The organism is Glaciecola punicea, assembly GCF_001756615.1.
Classification (GTDB): domain Bacteria; phylum Pseudomonadota; class Gammaproteobacteria; order Enterobacterales; family Alteromonadaceae; genus Glaciecola; species Glaciecola punicea.
Genome location: NZ_LZXY01000013.1, coordinates 21,960 through 40,141, shown reverse-complemented (window position 1 = coordinate 40,141; position 18,182 = coordinate 21,960). Strand labels below are relative to the sequence as shown.

General features: G+C 43.0%; 13 protein-coding genes. 9 read left to right on the top strand and 4 right to left on the bottom strand.

Translation table 11 applies throughout. The annotated features are described in order from the left end of the window. Positions 1-133: 133 nt before the first annotated feature. The 4 genes from BAE46_RS12955 (at position 134) to BAE46_RS12940 (ending at position 5,478) form a co-directional block, all read left to right on the top strand. Complete coding sequence (locus BAE46_RS12955; RefSeq protein ID WP_006002819.1) at positions 134-2,554, top strand: TonB-dependent receptor plug domain-containing protein; 2,421 nt, start codon at positions 134-136, stop codon at positions 2,552-2,554. Positions 2,555-2,615: 61 nt separating this feature from the next. After that, positions 2,616-3,509 (top strand): hypothetical protein, encoded by an 894-nt coding sequence (locus BAE46_RS12950; RefSeq protein ID WP_006002821.1) that lies wholly within the window; start codon positions 2,616-2,618, stop codon positions 3,507-3,509. Positions 3,510-3,582: 73 nt separating this feature from the next. After that, a complete protein-coding gene (locus BAE46_RS12945) occupies positions 3,583-4,515 on the top strand; it encodes a sugar-binding transcriptional regulator (protein WP_006002822.1) in 933 nt (310 codons plus the stop codon). Between the two features lie 33 nt (positions 4,516-4,548). Continuing rightward, a complete protein-coding gene (locus BAE46_RS12940) occupies positions 4,549-5,478 on the top strand; it encodes a cyclase family protein (protein WP_070113111.1) in 930 nt (309 codons plus the stop codon). A 339-nt stretch (positions 5,479-5,817) separates the two neighbouring features. Here BAE46_RS12940 and BAE46_RS12935 read toward each other — a convergent pair whose 3' ends face one another. After that, entirely contained in the window at positions 5,818-6,399 is a 582-nt protein-coding gene (locus BAE46_RS12935) for a beta-class carbonic anhydrase (protein ID WP_006002826.1), read from the bottom strand. Between the two features lie 329 nt (positions 6,400-6,728). Further along, a complete protein-coding gene (locus BAE46_RS12930; RefSeq protein WP_006002828.1) occupies positions 6,729-7,646 on the bottom strand; it encodes a LysR family transcriptional regulator in 918 nt (305 codons plus the stop codon). 220 nt (positions 7,647-7,866) lie between these two features. Between BAE46_RS12930 and BAE46_RS12925 the strand changes: the two genes are divergently transcribed. The 5 genes from BAE46_RS12925 to BAE46_RS12905 all read left to right on the top strand — a co-directional run bounded on the left by BAE46_RS12925 (position 7,867) and on the right by BAE46_RS12905 (position 16,261). Next, positions 7,867-8,538 (top strand): DsbA family oxidoreductase, encoded by a 672-nt coding sequence (locus tag BAE46_RS12925; RefSeq protein WP_006002830.1) that lies wholly within the window; start codon positions 7,867-7,869, stop codon positions 8,536-8,538. A gap of 92 nt (positions 8,539-8,630) precedes the next feature. Further along, positions 8,631-9,782: an FAD binding domain-containing protein gene (locus BAE46_RS12920; protein WP_006002832.1), complete on the top strand. Its 1,152-nt coding sequence runs from the start codon at positions 8,631-8,633 to the stop codon at positions 9,780-9,782. 143 nt (positions 9,783-9,925) lie between these two features. Beyond that, entirely contained in the window at positions 9,926-11,680 is a 1,755-nt protein-coding gene (locus BAE46_RS12915) for a monovalent cation:proton antiporter-2 (CPA2) family protein (RefSeq protein ID WP_006002835.1), read from the top strand. Positions 11,681-11,939: 259 nt separating this feature from the next. After that, positions 11,940-14,192: a catalase/peroxidase HPI gene (gene katG / locus BAE46_RS12910; RefSeq protein ID WP_070113110.1), complete on the top strand. Its 2,253-nt coding sequence runs from the start codon at positions 11,940-11,942 to the stop codon at positions 14,190-14,192. Positions 14,193-14,533: 341 nt separating this feature from the next. After that, positions 14,534-16,261 carry a potassium/proton antiporter gene (locus BAE46_RS12905; protein ID WP_070113109.1) on the top strand — a complete coding sequence of 576 codons (1,728 nt, stop codon included), beginning with the start codon at positions 14,534-14,536 and terminating at the stop codon, positions 16,259-16,261. Between the two features lie 163 nt (positions 16,262-16,424). Here the strand turns inward: BAE46_RS12905 and BAE46_RS12900 are convergent, their stop codons facing one another. Together BAE46_RS12900 and BAE46_RS12895 are read right to left on the bottom strand one after the other, a co-directional pair. Beyond that, positions 16,425-16,979, bottom strand: coding sequence for an isochorismatase family protein (locus tag BAE46_RS12900; protein ID WP_006002841.1), 555 nt, complete (start codon positions 16,977-16,979; stop codon positions 16,425-16,427). Between the two features lie 365 nt (positions 16,980-17,344). Beyond that, positions 17,345-18,181 (bottom strand): bifunctional allantoicase/(S)-ureidoglycine aminohydrolase, encoded by an 837-nt coding sequence (locus tag BAE46_RS12895; protein ID WP_070113105.1) that lies wholly within the window; start codon positions 18,179-18,181, stop codon positions 17,345-17,347. Between the last annotated feature and the right edge of the window lies 1 nt (position 18,182).

The following is an 18,182-nucleotide window of genomic DNA, read 5'->3' as shown; positions in this document are numbered from 1 at the left end:
TTGCTAAGTTTCAAGTTAGTCCGTTTTGTATGCGCCACAGTTGATTAAGCAATACGCTTGTGATACTTATGTAAAGACTATGAACATTTACGGACAGCATCCAGTATAACTTTTACTTATAAAGGAACACACCATGACCAAGGTATTTAATAAAAACAAAATCATTGTTGCTCTATCGCTATCTGCGCTTACTTTAGGCGCTGGTGCACAACAGACAAACGCTATAGCACAAAATGCAGTGGCAGAAAACAGCGCAATTGAAGAGATATCCATAGTCGGCAGTCGTGTGCCGGGTAGAAGCTTACAAGATAGCTTAGTACCGGTTGATATAATCACTGCAGAGCAGCTAGAGCAATCGGGCACGCTTGGCAGCGAAATTGGGATGCTGTTGCAAGCCAACATACCGTCTTTTAATATGCCCAGACAATCAAACTCTGGCAACAGTGATATTGTTCGAGCAGCTCAGTTGCGCGGATTAAACCCAGACCAAATACTTGTTTTGGTGAATGGTAAAAGAAGGCACAGCAACGCCGTTGTAGCTGCCGACACCAAATTAGGTAAAGGCGCTGCGGCGGTTGATTTCAATAACATTCCCACTAGCGCCATCGCCAGAATAGAAGTGCTAAGAGATGGTGCTGCTGCCCAGTATGGATCTGACGCAATTGCCGGCGTAATTAATATTGTATTAAAGGACTCCGAAAGTGAAGGTAGTGTAAGCGTAACTTATGGCGCACACATGACCAACCTTAAGCCTATTGATGAAGATATTACCGACGGTAACACCGCAATTTTGTCATTCAATAAAGGCCTTAGTCTAGGCAATGGCTTTATTAATTTAAGCGGTGAGTTTAGAAACCGTTCGGCCACTAATCGCGCAGGTTTTGACCAGTTGCCCACAATAGGTTTTGCTGAATTTATTGCCCCCATTCCACCTAGCGGTACGCCTGAAGCTGCGCCCAATGACGCATTAGCCGGAAAGCGCAATTTTACAGTAGGTGACGGTGAGTCTAGCGACTTAAACCTTGCTTTTAACGCAGGATTTACGCTTAGTTCAAAAACAGAACTGTACGGATTTGGTACTTATTCAGACCGAGATGCTGAAGGCTCAAACTTCTTTAGATATCCCGTTTCAGAAAATAATATTCAATCGATATATCCGAACGGTTACCGTCCTGTCAGTGTCGCACGAGTATCTGACTTCTCATTAGCCGGCGGCGTTACCACATACTTTGGCGATTGGTTACTCGATTCTAGTCTTGTGTATGGCTCTAACACATACGACGACGATGTTAAAAACTCATTAAACCCTTCACTTGGAGAGTCAAGCCCTACTCGTTTTAATCGCGCAGAATATGAATATTCGCAAGCGGTAGCAAACGTCGAAGCTAGCAATGATTTTGATATCGCTAATACAACGGTATACCTAACTGCCGGCATAGAATATAGAAAAGAGTTTTATAAAACCAAAGCGGGCGACCCTGCGTCCTATCAAGCTGGTCCTATAATTGGTGCGCCAATCGGTTCACAAGCGGGCCCTGGGCTTCAGCCAGTAGATACGGTTGATGAAAATAGAAACGCAATTTCAGTATTTGTTGACACTGATTTTAAAATAACAGATGCAGTCAACCTTTCTGCCGCTATACGCTATGAAGACTATAGCGATTTTGGCGATACATTAAACGTAAAGGTGGCCGCCCGAGCTGAACTTACTGATAACTTGGCCCTGCGCGCTGCAATAAGTACAGGCTTTAGAGCCCCCTCTTTACAGCAATCATTTTTTGCCGGCGGTGGCTCAGTTTTTGGTGACGGTGGAGCTCTTGTTCGCTCATTAAATTTACCAGTATCGAATCAAGTCGCGATTGACAACGGCGCCAAGCCCCTTGAGGCTGAAGAGTCTTTTAATCGCAGTTTTGGTATTTTGTATAATTATGAGCAATTTAGCTTAACCTTTGACTATTATGAAATCGATATTGATGACCGTATTGCCTTGTCAGAAGGTATTAATGTAGCCAATATTCCTGATATATCATCAATTAACTTCTTCACTAATATTATAGATACCGAAACAAGTGGTTTTGATATAGTCGCTTCATACCAGATCAGTAATTGGGATCTTTCTGCCGCGTACAATCAAACCGATACCGACGTGGTAAATGCGCCCGACAGAAACATCTTTGGCATTGAGGAAACCAATACCTTTGAGACCGCAGCGCCTAAAGATAAATTGATTCTGACAGCAACGTGGAGCAAGGATGCGCTATCTATTATGACTCGAGCAACCAATTTTGGCGAAACTAAACGAGTATTCGATTTTGGCGGTGGCTCTGAACCAACCCAAGTATATGGTGACGAATGGGTAATTGATATAGACACTCAATATGCGCTAACTAGCAACTTGTCTGTCGCGCTTGGTATCAGCAATTTATTCGATGAATATCCTGATAAATCGATTTTTGATATAAGCTATTTTGGCAATTTACCCTATGACGCGAGCGTCTCACCCGTTGGTGTAAACGGCAGATTCGTGTATTTACGGTCTACCTATCGTTTCTAGTCTCTATTTAGGTGTCTTAAACAAAGGTAGGTTAAAGACACCGCTTTTAAAAGGCTTTTATATGAATTTACCAAAAAAAATATTGCTCGGGATTATGGCCTCGCTCATGTTACTTGGCGGCTGTGCGGCGAACACTTCAAATAGCGATAGCCAAGCCGAAATAGCAAAGTGTGAAATAATGTACGCTGTGTATCCGCATCCTAAGTCGACGATCAGCACAGGCGCTTCGGTGTTGGCAGCCTTAAGTGAGTTTGACAAGCAAGAAAAGTTAGCGTTAATCGGCTTATTTAAAGACGAGGCAATGGCCATTGCTAAGACGTCTTTGGGTAAATCAAATGGCATAAGGATTAATCGCCAAGAAGCCGTATTAGGTGGTTATGAGGGCAAAACTATTCCTTCCATGGTGCTGCATACCTCGGTCACTTCTCAAGCGGGTTATACCACCCTTATCGAAATAGCCGCCAATATTGGCTACGTATTTTCGCAAGACAGCACTTTAGTCATCTGTGACCAAGCAGCAGGAGAAGATTGGGTAGACTTAGTGTCTTTGAATATACAAGATGCGGGCACCAAAACATTTTTCACTAATGAAAACATTGGCTTGTTTTTTGGTCTAATGATTGGACAGCTCAACACAACTGATGACTTAGGATATACTTTTTATAAAGGCACACGCATATTTTCTACTTTCTCACCACCGTATAATGCGAATAAAAAAGCAGATGCCGTGCAATATTTAGCTGCTTGGTTAAATGATATTTCTAATAAAAATATTACACTGAATATTTCAAAACAGCCGGTATCGGTTTTTTTCCCGCACAATGATTGGGCCATCAATCCAGCTGGCGAACAGTACACAAAATATTTGCGAGATGGTCTGGTAAGTCCAGAAATCATGTCTTTTAAAGCGCGAGTCAAGCGCGACATACAGCAGTATATTAGTAATAACTCTTAACTATTGGCCGCGCTTAAAATGGATGACTCAGGTTGGGATCATGTATACTATTTCGTAAAAGAGAGAACGGCCTATGAATAACAGTGAAGCGCAGGTATTAAAAGCAGCATCACTATATTATTTGAACGGACTTACCCAAGATCAAATTGCCAAGCAGTTTGGCCTATCTCGCCCCACTATTATTAGAATGCTTAAGCGAGCTCTTGATGCCGGGTATGTTGAGATTAAACTAACACGTAAATTGCCGCATAACATAGAGCTAGAGAACCTAATTTATGCAAAGTATTCCATTTATGGCATTAATCAGTTAGTGGTCGTTGACAGTGACAATGAAGATCCTAAAAAGGCGTGCGCAAAGGCCACTGCAGAGTATTTAAAAAAGCATTTAAAAAGCAAGCACATTTTAGGCGTGGGATGGAGCAGCACTTTAAGCTACCTAAACGACTATATGTCTAAAGGCAAATACTCCCCCGAGCGCATCGTACAGCTTGGAGGCTATTTAGGCGGCCTAGGTAAATCAAGCGCCCAACATATATCGATTGGTTTAGGATCTATACTTGAAGTACCTGTTGAAACCTTACCGGTACCAATACTATTAAAAAATAAAGAATTGCGCGACGCTCTGCTTAGCGACGCTTCAGTAGCGCAAACAATGGATTGGGTCTCAAAATGTAACATGGGAATTGTTGGTATTGGTGTTACAACAAGGCAGTCGGCACTGGTTAAACATAGATATATTAGTGATGAAGAAATGGCAGAAGTGCATACTAACGGTGCCGTTGGCGAGGTGCTATCACATTATTTTACCGCTCATGGCGTCGAGCTAGATACTCCTTGGAAAAACCGTATGGTAACAGTTGATGTAAAAGTCATGAAAAATATTAATAACCTTATTGGGGTTGCTGCGGGTGCTGAAAAAGCAAATTCCGTTAAAAGCGTGTTACGCTGCGGGGTTTTGAATACCTTGATAGTGGACGTACCGCTAGCAGAAGCAATCTTAAAATAAACATAATTATGTGAATTTATATTAGGAATGAATATGAAATGTATCATCAGCGTTTTTGTTTTACTCAGTCTATCGGCCTGTACCGAGGTCAAAGAAAAGGACTTATGGACAATTTATGAAGATTCATTTGTGTCTGCCAAATACATCGATTTAACGCATCCATTTGAAGTTAAACAAGCAGTGTGGCCTGGCTTTGGCACTGCTACTGTTTCGGGGGCTGTCGCGGGTCAAGAAATGCCAGGCTTCATTAGTATTGGTGAAGAGTTTACCTATGCCGATCACGGTTTCGTGGCAACCGCTTACACTATTCCAACCGACCAATACGGCACTCAACTGGATCCACCCGCGCATTGGAATCCTATGGGTGCGACCATTAGCGACATTCCTCCTACATACGCGATGCGACCATTAGTGGTGATTAATGTGGTAGATAAAGTCAAAAAAGACGAGGGTTATCACCTTCAAGTTCAAGACGTACTTGATTGGGAAGACAAACATGGCATCATTCCCAAAGGCTCGGTTGTGATGGTGCGTTCTGACTGGTCTAAGCGGTGGAAAGAAATTGAGCGCTTCAATCAAAAGCCATTCCCGGGCGTTGGCTTAGAAGCGTTAAAGTTTTTGCATAATGAAAGAGGTATTTTGTTTCATGGACACGAGCCATTAGACACCGATACAACCCCTAATTTAGAAGGTGAGCACTGGCTGCTGCATAATAACTTTGCTCAGGCTGAGGGCGTCGCAAACTTACATATGGTGCCTGAAAAAGGCGCACTAATTATCATAGGTTTTGCAAAACCCTTAGGTGGCACCGGCGGATTCGCGAGATATATTGCGGTGGCGCCACCAAGCTGGTCTTATGGCGTGAGTATTGATGAAGTGCCTGGCGCTCCTTTAATGACGCAAACACACCCATTAGCACGAGATGAATTTGGTATTATGCGTCCCACGCCAATAAAGGAATAAGTAACATCGTCTAATTGATTCGGACGCACTGCTTGAAAGATGATACTCAAAACTTATGTGGACCTCAGCGCTTTAACAATAAAATTTAACGCACAAAGAAATAGATGCGTATTTATGTAAAAGTATATGAAAATCTCGATTAGTTTTCTCGTTAACATTAACACTGTTGAGATTACTTATCGTATTTTCGAAAAATACACCAAAGGTAAGTCCCCTTTGCACCAACACGCTATTATCTAGCTGGATAGGTCTACTATTGAGAAAAGTAATATCCCACACATGGTTTTGCCACGGATGTCAAAATACAGTCAGTTACCATGCATAGTAATGCTAAATATTTTAATTTGCCTTCCCTGCTTCCGTAGCCTCAGGAACTTCAACTAAGTTTCCAGTTTTACAGTCATAGATATAACCATAAATCGGTATCTCGCTTGGCACCATCGAGTTAGCTCTGATCCGCTGAACATCTTCTAAGACACTTTTTTCTTGAACACTTATAGTTAGCCAGTTGATGTACTTACCGTCAGTTGTTCCACCACCAGGATTGCTATCATGCCAACCAGAGGCATCAACGCTTGATGTGTTTAAACTACTCGATAGTAAGTCTCCCATTATTTCATCCGTAAATGTTTCCATTCCGCAATCAGTATGGTGAATGACAAACCATTCTTTTGTACCTAGTAATTTGTAAGATATGACTAGCGAACGAATGGCATCATCGCTTGCTCTTCCGCCTGCATTTCTAATAACATGCGCATCACCTTCCGCTAGGCCTGCATATTTAGCTGGGTCTAATCTCGCATCCATGCATGTCAAAATAGCAAACTGTCTGCTAGGCGGCATCGGCAAATCACCTTTATCAGCAAAATTTGCTACGTACTCAGCATTCGCTGACTTTACTTCTTCGACTATTTTACTCATTATAATTATCCTATGGTTTGCCGCAATGTTTTAGCTTTTTACAAAACGGCGATTGTCTAAACTTAAATGTATAGTACGGAAAAGTTATCGACGTCGTTTAGATTGTCGCGCAATATCTCATTGCTTTTTGTACTAAGCAATCTTACACTAGCGATCGAACGGTAATGAAATCAGCGGTAACTGAATCGCTGTAATTTATGCGATAGAGCTATTTTGAAAAAATAAAGGAGGCTGTAACAAAATCTGTGTAACTGTAGACAAATAAGTTTGCTGTCTTATTCCATAATATCAAGTGCGTAAACACAAAGCACCCCAGCAGTTTCCCTTCCCTATTTAAGCCGATAATTCTCTTTTAAAAAATCAATAAACAGTCTCACTTTTTTCATGGTTCTCCTATTTTCAGGAAATATCGCGTACACATTTACCTCGTTTGAATGAGGATTGCTATCAAAGTCGTTCAACACCGATTCGATTGTGCCTATCGACAACTCGTTCTCAACCAGCCAGTCAGGGAGCAGAGCAATACCCAAGCCATCTTTGACTGCCTCTAGCAATACTTCAGAATTATTTGCCACCATATTAGGCTGCGGTGAACAGGTAAACACTTCTGATTCACTGGCTAATTTAGGCGTAAAATTCCAATTTTTAACCCCATTATTGTAAGCAAAAAGTAAACACTTATGTTGGTTTAGTTCCTCTGGGTGGGAGGGTCTACCTGCCTTATCGAAATAACTTTTTGCGCCTACCACATACCTAGAATGCGATGATATTTTAGTTACAATTAAGCTTGTAATCGACGGCAGCGGGCCTATTCTAATTGCAATATCTACATCCATGCTTTGAATATCTACTTCATCGTCACTTAAATGAACAACAATATGAATGTTAGCAAAGCGATGCATAAATTGATTAATTATGGGCATGATCCTTAACCTACCTAATGCGGTTGGCATGGCAATATGCAGCTTTCCTCTTGGCTTGGTATCTAAATCACGTATATTTTCTTCTGCTAGGGCCAATTGGCGAAGTATGATTATGGCTTGATGATAAAAAATTTCCCCTGCACTGGTTAAGGTTACTTTTCTAGTGGAGCGATTTAGAAGCTTTGTCCCTAGCTGTTTTTCTAGTTTATCGACTAAGCGCGTCACGCTCGATGTGGCAAGGTCTAGTTGGCGCGCCGCAGCCGAAAAGCCTTTTTCATCAACCGTCTTTACAAATGCAGCCATACTTGCAAATTTATCGCTCATAATACCTCCTTAACATCAGTACACCCATCTTGCCAGTGTAGACTGTTTTTTATCACCTATACAAACGACACTCAAACTGTTGAATTAACGAACCAAGGTTTTATATATTTTCATACAAGCATTATTGCACATAGTGCAATGCCGAATCTACTTTTGAGGGTATTATCAATTTTCATTAAACGGTATAAGCTATATACCATTAAAATCGGATGAAGAATTTATGAATAATCAAATCACAATACCCGTATCCATTACCTCTGACTTTATTTGCCCTTGGTGCTTTATTGCAGCAAGGCGCTTAAACGAAGTCGCCAGAAAAGTGGGCGTTAAGCTAGATATTACCTATAAACCATATGAGCTCAACCCTACTATGCCTGAACTAGGGAAAGACAGAAAAGCCTATCGTAGTCAAAAATTTGGAAGCCTTGAGCGCTCTAATCAACTCGATCTTGGCACGATTGAAGCCTCAAAAGATGATCCACTCACATTCGACTATGCGCGTATGGCAAAAACACCTAACACCAGATTGGCACACAAGGTGATGCAATTTGTGCAAATGCACGCACCAAACTTAGAGTCTAAGACGGCTGATGCTTTGTTTGAAGCCTATTTTAGTCTTGGCAAAGACATTGGAGATAAACCTACGTTGTTGGCAATAGCACAAGGGATGAATATGGATAGAGATAAATTAAGCCACTTTTTGTCAACGCATAGTCATCGTGACGACTTGAACGCCCAGATTGAAAGTTCAATGCTAAGCGGTGCCAGAGGAGTTCCAACCATCAATTTCAAAAATGGCGACTCTTTTGAAACACTCTACGGTGCCCAGCCGTCTTTTGTGATTGAAAGACTGCTTACAGCACTAAAAAAAACAGCCAGTTATAATGCGTGATCTGATAAAAAATAGCGCTTCGATGATGGATTTATTAAACATTAGACGTCACAAACAGGGTCTACATAAGCTTTACCCTAATGGAGAATAATATGCATGTTCATACCGCGAATTTTCGAAAAAAAGCCCTTGTAATAGGCGGTTCGCTTGGCGGTTTATTCACCGCTAATATTCTAAAAAATATAGGCTGGGATGTAGATATTTACGAACGCTCAGCAGCTGACTTAGACAGCAGAGGCGGTGGAATGGTGCTACAACCCGACGTTGTTAATGTTTTTAAAGAAGTGGGCGCAAGCATAAAAGGAGGGCTCGGTGTATCGTCAAAAGATAGAGTGGTGTTTGACCCTAAGGGCGACGTACTTCAGCGCGATAGAGCTCCTCAAACCCAAACATCATGGCGTCTAATCTATTCAAATATGCGCGAACACTTTGGAGATAAACATTACCATCAAGGCAAAACACTAGTGAATATTATACAACAAGAAGATTCGGTAAATGCTTTGTTTGACGATGGCAGTGAAGTCAACGCTGATATACTAATTGGCGCAGACGGCGGTAATTCTACGGTGCGCAAACTAGTGTCACCAACTAGCAAAACACAGTATGCAGGCTATGTGGCTTATAGAGGCTTAATCAAGGAAAAGGATATGCCGCAGGATGCAAAAGAGCTACTAGGTGATTTTGGATTTGCTAGTAATACCCGCTCTCATATTTTAGGATATTTAGTGCCTGGCGATAACAACAGTAGCGAAGAAGGAAGTCGCTACTATAATTGGGTTTGGTATCGCGCGGTTGAAGAAATAAATGAGCTGCCAGATTTAATGACCGACAAAGCGGGCAAACGACGAGAATACGCCATACCTCCGGGCATGTTGGCGCCAAAATGGCGCACTAAAGTATATCAAGATGCGAATGCCTTATTGCCCTGTGCATTTAAAGCGGCGGTGCTAGCAACTGAAGAACCATTTGCGCAAGCTATTGTAGATTTAACCAGTGAAAAAATGGTTTATACCAATGTGTTACTACTTGGCGATGCCGCATTTATTCCGCGACCGCACACCGCAGCAAGCTCTGCCAAAGCTGCTGCCAATGCGCTTGCACTGGGCGGAGCGTTAGCCCAGGTTACCAGCTATGACGAACTAAAAAGCGCACTGGATAAATGGGAAAAACCGCAGCTAAGCCTAGGCAACTATTTGTATCAGCAAGGATCAAGAGCAGGCAGTTACCTAATATTTGGTAAATAGTGTTGTAAACAAAAAAGAACTCGCTATTTGAATAGCAGAAAAATGTAGCGTCAAGCCTCTATTAAAAACAATAAGCACTTCAAAAGATGTTTAGGCAGGTTACACTAAGAATATAAACAATTTTTGAGCAAGGTAAAACCTACATGAGTCTCCTTTCTTCTGTTGCCATTTTTTTAGCCGCGACAATCATCGCGGTACCACTGTTTAAACGCTTCAAGCTAGGAGGGATTTTAGGCTACTTAGTAGCAGGCGTGCTTATTGGACCCTCTGTTTTTAACTTCATTGCAGACCCCTATACTATTTTGCATTTTGCCGAATTAGGCGTGGTTATGCTGCTGTTTGTTATTGGCCTAGAACTTGAACCCACCACGCTATGGCGAATGCGCAATCAAATAATGTTAAGCGGCGGCAGCCAACTTACCTTCAGCGCCCTGCTCATAGGCGCAATATGCTACTTTGCGCTAGGCTTAAATATGTCCACAAGCATTACTATTGGCCTTGCATTAGCGCTATCGTCAACCGCTTTTGCTATTCAGTTAATGAATGATCAGCGTATTTTAAACACACCGCCCGGGCAGCAAGGCTTTTCCATGCTGCTGATGCAAGATATAGCGGTAATCCCTATACTACTATTAGTGGCCTCGTTTTCGCCCGTTCAGACCGAAGGTGGTGTTGCGTGGTACGTAAGTTTAGCCGCAGTAGCGGCAGTGCTTGTAGTGGGCCGATATATGGTAAACCCAGTGTTGCGCGTGATTGCTAAATACGGCAGTAGTGAAGTAATGACCGCAGCGGCCTTATTTTTAGTGCTGGTTACCGCGCTGGCGATGTCAAAGTCTGGCTTGTCGATGGGAATGGGCGCCTTTCTTGCGGGCATATTGCTAGCCAACAGTAGCTTCAAGCGGCAATTAGAAATTGAAATAGAACCCTTTAAAGGTCTGTTGTTAGGACTTTTCTTCATAGCGATTGGCATGACGCTAGATTTAAATTTATTAGTGTCGCAGCCTATATTTATTGTAGCAATGAGCCTTGCTCTGGTTATCTTTAAAGGCCTCATTATTGTGTTGATTCTTATCGCTAATAAAGAATCAAAGCGCGACGCCTTTAGAATAGGGGTAATGCTGTCTCAAGGCGGTGAATTTGCCTTTGTGGTGATGACCTTAGCGGTAAGTTCTGCTGTGCTGTCACCTGAAATTGCTGCCAGCGTAAATTTAATTGTGGGGCTGTCTATGGCCTTCACTTCACCCATGGTGATCTTGTATGGACAGTTTTTCAACTCAAAAAACTGTCCGCCGGTATATGAGTCGCAAAGTGTGTCACACGAACCTCAGGTAATTATTGCTGGTTTTGGGCGATTTGGACAAGTTACAGCAAGAGTATTATCGGCAAATAATATTCCATACACCGCGCTGGATAAAGATGCACAGCATATTGAGTTTGTCAGGCAGTTTGGTAATCGCGTATTCTTTGGAGACGCGTGCCGGGTAGACTTACTTAAAAAGTCGGGGATTGAAAATGCCCGCGTGCTGCTTATCGCCATCGACTCAGCAGAGCAAACCAGCCGACTTGTGCAGCTAGTGCAAAGTGAATTCCCGCACATAAAAATAATCGCTCGGGCTCGCAATCGCACGCACGCCACTGCACTTGCACAAGCTGGGGTTGAGCGTTTCGTGCGCGAGGTATTTGATGGTGGCTTAAACGCCTGTGGACAAGTATTAACTGCCTACGGATATACGCAAGGACAAGCACAATATATGACGGAGGTGTTTGCTAAACACGATTTAAAAATACTCAATGAAGTGATTCACACCGACCCTGAGTTTGCAGGCTTAATTACCACCGTCACACGGGGTCGCGAAGAGCTTGAGCAAATTTTCATTAACGATAAGAAAATAAAATAAGATTTGAATGGTCATAAATACATATCAGATAGGGCCCAATAACGCGGCAGAAATAACACCTAAAACGGTTAATCATTGCTAGCAGTGTGCTATTAAGTGAATGTGAAAAGAACGTTAGTAATAATAAACCTATCTGAAATAAAAATTGGATCGTTAATTACCCTTAAACTAAAGCAAAATCGCTCCCTGTTGCATAGAGCAGGATGGTGGTTTATGCTAGGTATTATAGCTAAAACATATAGAATAGAGGAAGCCCACCATGTCAAAACCATCAAAGTGCCCTATTGCTGGCGGCTACGAGGCGATTGAAAGTAAGCGTATAGGAGGTGCCATCGGCACACCACCAATGAACGCTGACTGGTGGCCAGGACAGCTGCCAATTGAATTACTTCATAGCCAATCGGCCAAGGCTAATCCACTTGGTGATAATTTTGATTATCCAGCAGCATTCGCATCTATAGATATTGATGTAGTTAAAAAAGACATTGCAGAGCTATTAATTACATCGCAAGATTTTTGGCCTGCTGACTACGGTAATTATGGTCCACAAATGATCAGAATGGCATGGCATTCTGCAGGATCTTATCGGGTCTTTGACGGACGCGGCGGCTCAGCACAAGGTTTACAGCGCTTTGCACCATTGTATTCGTGGGAAGATAACGGAAATATAGATAAGTCTATCCGCTTGCTGCAACCCATTAAGCTCAAATATGGCGAGAATATTTCATGGGCCGACCTCATCATTTTGGCCGGAAATGTGGCATTAGAACAAATGGGCTTTAAGACCTTCGGCTTTGGCGGTGGGCGAATTGACTGTTATGAAGCCGACGACGCTAGCTATTGGGGCCCCGAAACCGTTATGGCTACGCAAGACAAACGCTGGCTTGGTGAGCCTGGTACAAAAGAATATGACTTGGAAAACCCACTAGCAGCCTCGCGTCAATCGCTCATCTACGTACACCCAGAAGGCCCTTTTGGTAATATGGACCCTTTGTCTTCTGCACAAGAGATTAGAATTACATTTGGCCGCATGGGTATGAACGATGCAGAAACCGTAGCGCTAATCGCAGGCGGTCACGCGTTTGGTAAGAGTCACGGTGGTTCACCTAAATCTTTCCTTGGTCCTGAGCCTAGTGCAGCACCCATTGAAAATCAAGCTTTGGGTTGGTTAAACAGCAATGGTTCAGGTAAGGCACAATTCACAACCACCAATGGTATTGAAGGTGCTTGGACATCTAACCCTACTCGTTGGGACCACGAATACTTAAAGAACTTATTCGCGTTTGATTGGGAACAATGTGAAAGTGTAGCAGGCGGCAAGTCATGGCGCCCTAAAGAAGGTGCGGCATCAGACCTTATTCCTGACGCGCATGTTGAAGGTCTTCGTCACCCACCTATGATGATGACAACAGACATCGCATTAATTAAAGACCCGGCATACCTAGAAGTTTGTAAGAAGTTCTTTGAAACCCCAGCCTTGCTAGATGATGCTTTCGCCAAAGCGTGGTATAAGCTTATACATCGAGATATGGGACCAAAGAACCGCCTGCTTGGCAAAGATGTTCCCAGCGAAGAGCTGATATGGCAAGACCCTATTCCTGAACTTAATCATGACTTGATAAGTGAAGCCGATATAAATGCACTTAAAACAAAGATATTAGAAACGGGCCACAGCGTATCGGCGCTTGTGAGCACAGCTTGGGGCTCTGCCTCAACATTTCGCAAAACAGACCTTAGAGGTGGAGCCAATGGCGCTCGTATAAGGCTTGAACCAATGATCAATTGGGAAGTAAATAATCCCAAGCAACTCAAAAGCGTTTTAGCATCACTTGAAGAAATACAGCAAGGATTTAATAGTGCTGATTCTGGCGCTAAACGAGTTTCCGTCGCTGACTTAGTGGTGCTATCTGGATGTGCCGCTATAGAAAAGGCAGCATTAAGTGCCGGTGTAAAAATTAATGTACCGTTTGTACCGGGTCGTATGGACGCCCTTAAAGAACAAACAGATGAGCATAATATATCTTTTCTAGAGCCCTATGCCGATGGTTTCAGAAATTTTACTAAGGGAAAATATGCTGTTGATACAGAGCGTATGCTCATAGACAGGGCGCACTTACTAGACCTATCAGCACCTGAAATGACCGCACTTGTAGGAGGACTTCGTGTTCTTGACACCAATTTTGATGGGTCTAAACATGGTGTATTCACCACTGTCCCTGGCGCACTGAGCAACGATTTCTTCGTAAACCTTCTCGATATTAATACCAAATGGGCCCCAATTGATGAAGATAACGAAACATTTGAGGGTAAGGACACGAAAACCGGAGAGCTTAAGTGGACCGCAACGCGAAATGATCTTGTCTTTGGCTCTAATCTACAGCTGCGCGCTGTGTGTGAAGTTTACGGCTCATCCACAGGAAACACTCGCTTCATTACGGCGTTTGTAAGCGCATGGCACAAAGTGATGATGCTTGACCGTTTCGAACTTGAAAACGAACTGTACCGTTCTTAATACCGCGGTATTCATGCCCGAGACATCCCTAAACGGCGGTGCCTCGGCGCCCCACTTAGGCAATTCGTTCTTCAATAAGCAAAGTAAGTAAACCCTTCAATCACTCGCTGTAAACATTTGTTAGCTATTAATCCAATGCGACCAGCGCTATCATTCGCATATCAACTAAAACTATTAACAAAACGTACAATATACATCTTGCTTAACATACACCCTTTCATGCATTATAAATCGCAGGACGTTTCATAAACTCTTAGCGCATCATACTTAGCGCATATTTTATATTCAGAAATATTGTTATTCTCCCTTATGCACGAAGTTTACTACACTAGGAGGAAAGTATGTTTCTAATTGACCACATCATTTTACTAGCCGCTGTATTAATTCTCTTAGGCATTGTTTCGAGTAAACTATCGGCACGATTAGGCTTACCCGTACTCGTATTATTTTTACTGGTCGGGATGTTAGCCGGTGAAGAAGGCCCTGGCGGCATTGTTTTTGATAACGCAGAAGCCGCACATACCCTTGGCACTATCGCCTTGGCCATGATTTTGTTCGACGGCGGGCTACAAACCCCTATGCATGCCATTAAACAAGTGTGGCGGCCGGCCTCAACCCTGGCCACAGTTGGCGTACTTGTTACCGCCGCAATTACCGGTCTTGCAGCAGCCTATATTCTAGATATACCACTGCTACAGGGTATGTTACTAGGCGCTATCGTTGGCTCGACAGACGCCGCAGCTGTTTTTGCATTGCTGCGTAACGCTGGCATTCACTTAAATAAAAAACTAAAAGCAACCTTAGAAATAGAAAGTGCATCTAACGATCCCATGGCCATTTTTCTTACCGTTGGTTTACTCGAAGTATTGGTAAACTCCATGGAGCCGGGCACCAGTTTGCTAATAATGTTTATTTCGCAAATGGGCCTAGGTGCAATAGTGGGTTTGGCGGTTGGTTGGATAGCAGTTAAAGTCATAAACCGCATACACTTGGTCGCTTCGGGTTTATACCCTGTGTTAGTAGTAGCGCTGGGCTTACTCTCTTTTGGGGTGTCAGCGGCTATTGGTGGCAGCGGGTTTTTATCAATTTTTATTTCTGGCGTAGTGATAGGCAATAGCCGTTTTGTATTTCAGCGCAGTACCTTCTTATTTCACGATGGTTTAGCATGGTTAAGCCAAATCACCATGTTCGTAGTGCTTGGTTTACTGATCCATCCATCGTCACTACTAGATGTGTGGTTTGAGGGCTTAATGATTGCCTTGGTGCTTACCTTTGTCGCACGGCCTTTAGCAGTCATCCCCATATTAGCCTTGTTCGGCTTTAACTGGCGCCAAATCACATTGGTGTCTTGGGTCGGTTTACGCGGCTCTGTGCCCATTATTTTAGCCATTTTCCCGCTTATTTTTGGTCTGCCTGGTGCCGACCTGATATTTAACGTGGTGTTTTTCGTGGTCTTAATTTCGGCCACGGTTCAAGGCTCTACACTGCCATGGATTGCGCGCAAGCTAAAATTAACCTTACCGCCTCCTGTGACACCCGCCGCCACCTTGGAGATAACCGCTGTGGGCGATGTTGACGCTGAAATTGTTGAATACACCTTAGGCGAAAACTCACGCGCAGTGGGACGCAGGCTTTCGCAAATGGCGCTGCCTGATAGCGCAGTGGTTGCCATGATCACTCGCAATAGTAAAGTCATTGCGCCTCGCGGCTCGACCACATTATGCGCCAATGACCATTTATTTATTGTATTAAAACCTGACTCGAGAGATTTTGTTAATTGTGTGTTTTCTGGCAACGTCGGTAGTAATGAAAAAACCAAGCTGCCTAATAAAGGGCTTCAAATAAAAGGCAATACTTTGGTGGCCAACTTACGACACTCTTACGGTATTCGATTAGCCGCGAATGACGAACACAGCATAGAACAGGTCATAACGGAGGCCTTAGGTGTTGTGCCCACTATAGACGCGGTAGTTGAACTTGCTAATATTCAACTACAGGTGCTAGATATGATATCACAGCGCATTATTACGGTGGGCGTGTTGCTTGCACAAGAAAGTGATGAAACGTAAGTGCGAAGCGACTAACCGTATCTACGACACATGCGGGTCTTTATTAGTCGATATACTATCGGCAGGTTTCACAACATTTTACCCGCGTGGAAGATTAAATATTATTTGTTCAGGTATTAAGTAAAAAAAGAATGCTTGTTGGATAAAACACTGAAAAAATATTCTATTTAACGAGATTTAACACCATGTCGAAATGAGGCGAATTTTTTCCTTGTATCAACTCAAATACAAGCATTTCGCTTGTTACTACTTCTGCCCCGGCGACACCTAGCCTGGCCGTTGCGGTGTCGCAATCGAGTTGAGTTCTAGAACTAATGGCATCGGCCACTAGTATTACGCGATACCCATGTGTCAACGCGTCAATAACGCTTTGAGTCACGCAAACATGCGCTTCACAGCCAATAACAATAAGACAGCTTTTGCCTTGTTGCCTGTGCTCTTCCATATTTTTGACTAATGCGGGCGCACCAAAGCAGGAAAATGTCGTTTTCGCAAACAAATTATTATTAATAAACGGCTGTACAATATTTGCAGATGGACCAAGACCTTTTGTATACTGTTGCGCTATTGTGACCGGAATGTCGAGTGCGGTAGCTGTGCTAAGCACGATGTTAACGTTGCGTAACATCGTTTCAATATTTAATAAAACCGGCGCTAATCGCGTTTGAATATCGACTACCAGTACTTGGCACTGAGACGCTTCAATTCTAATCTGCATAATATAAATCCTTTGCTTAAATTGAATAAGTAGTCATTAAAATAACTTGTTAACAAGTTTATTTATATTCCAATGCTGCTACTATAATTTGTAGTAAGCGACAAAAGGCTTAAGACTTTAGTGTGTAGTTAATTGTTCGTCTTTCAAAGGACGGTGTTTAGTTAGTAAAAGGATTATTCGCCTCCTTTGGTGATGCTATTGGCGTGGGAATTAAACGCAATATGGTACACCTCGCCCCTCACATTGCTGAAAATACTAAAGAGGGAGAAACCGGTTGTGCCGACTCACTTGTTAACGTAAACCGATTTTACCCGCTAAGCGATGCGTATATATAGCACTGCTTATAATCTGGTAAAGATCGTTTTTTAGTTCTTCGGTCTTATAAACGGCATGTGTCTGTTTACGTCTTTATATAACAAGTATCTAAATGGTCCCGGTCCTCCGGCGTAACAAGACTGTGGGCAAAAAGCGCGTAACCACATAAAGTCTCCAGCTTCTACTTCCACCCATTCACCGTTTAGGTGATATACCGCTTTACCTTCAAGCACATACAGACCGTGTTCCATCACGTGAGTTTCGTCAAAAGGAATAACGCCGCCGGGCTCAAAAGTAACAATATTCACATGCATATCGTGACGCATATCAGACTGCTCGGTAAAACGCGTTGTTTTCCACACATCTCCCGTGTTTGGCATGGCAATAGCCGGGACTTCATGATCGCTCGTTACGAATGGCTCTGGTGCGTCAATACCTTCTACAAATTGGTAAGCTTTGCGGATCCAATGAAACTTAGCGTGCTTGTCGCTGTTATTTTTTATGGTCCATTGACAATTAGGTGGTAAATAAGCATAACCGCCAGCGCTCATATTGTGCACGATACCTTCAATATTAACGTCCATTTCACCTTCTACCACAAACAAAACAGCTTCGGCGCTGGCATCTAGTTCTGGCTTGTCAGAGCCGCCATTTGGACCTAATTCCACAATATACTGTGAAAATGTTTCAGAAAAACCACTTAACGGACGTGCTATTACCCACATGCGCATGTTGGTCCAAAACGGCAGATAACTGATAACAATATCAGTTAATACTCGCTTTGGAATAATCGCATAGCCTTCGGTAAAGATAGCACGGTCTGACAACAACTGTGTTTGCGGTGGTAAGCCGCCGGTTGGTGCGTAATAAGTACTTTTAGTTGACATG

Coding starts and splice junctions, on each gene's coding strand:
- BAE46_RS12955 (WP_006002819.1), top strand. CDS start 134: ATGACCAAGGTATTTAATAAAAACAAAATCATTGTTGCTCTATCGCTA.
- BAE46_RS12900 (WP_006002841.1), bottom strand. CDS start 16,979: ATGCAGATTAGAATTGAAGCGTCTCAGTGCCAAGTACTGGTAGTCGAT.
- BAE46_RS12905 (WP_070113109.1), top strand. CDS start 14,534: ATGTTTCTAATTGACCACATCATTTTACTAGCCGCTGTATTAATTCTC.
- BAE46_RS12895 (WP_070113105.1), bottom strand. CDS start 18,181: ATGTCAACTAAAAGTACTTATTACGCACCAACCGGCGGCTTACCACCG.
- katG (WP_070113110.1), top strand. CDS start 11,940: ATGTCAAAACCATCAAAGTGCCCTATTGCTGGCGGCTACGAGGCGATT.
- BAE46_RS12930 (WP_006002828.1), bottom strand. CDS start 7,646: ATGAGCGATAAATTTGCAAGTATGGCTGCATTTGTAAAGACGGTTGAT.
- BAE46_RS12915 (WP_006002835.1), top strand. CDS start 9,926: ATGAGTCTCCTTTCTTCTGTTGCCATTTTTTTAGCCGCGACAATCATC.
- BAE46_RS12925 (WP_006002830.1), top strand. CDS start 7,867: ATGAATAATCAAATCACAATACCCGTATCCATTACCTCTGACTTTATT.
- BAE46_RS12920 (WP_006002832.1), top strand. CDS start 8,631: ATGCATGTTCATACCGCGAATTTTCGAAAAAAAGCCCTTGTAATAGGC.
- BAE46_RS12940 (WP_070113111.1), top strand. CDS start 4,549: ATGAAATGTATCATCAGCGTTTTTGTTTTACTCAGTCTATCGGCCTGT.
- BAE46_RS12950 (WP_006002821.1), top strand. CDS start 2,616: ATGAATTTACCAAAAAAAATATTGCTCGGGATTATGGCCTCGCTCATG.
- BAE46_RS12945 (WP_006002822.1), top strand. CDS start 3,583: ATGAATAACAGTGAAGCGCAGGTATTAAAAGCAGCATCACTATATTAT.
- BAE46_RS12935 (WP_006002826.1), bottom strand. CDS start 6,399: ATGAGTAAAATAGTCGAAGAAGTAAAGTCAGCGAATGCTGAGTACGTA.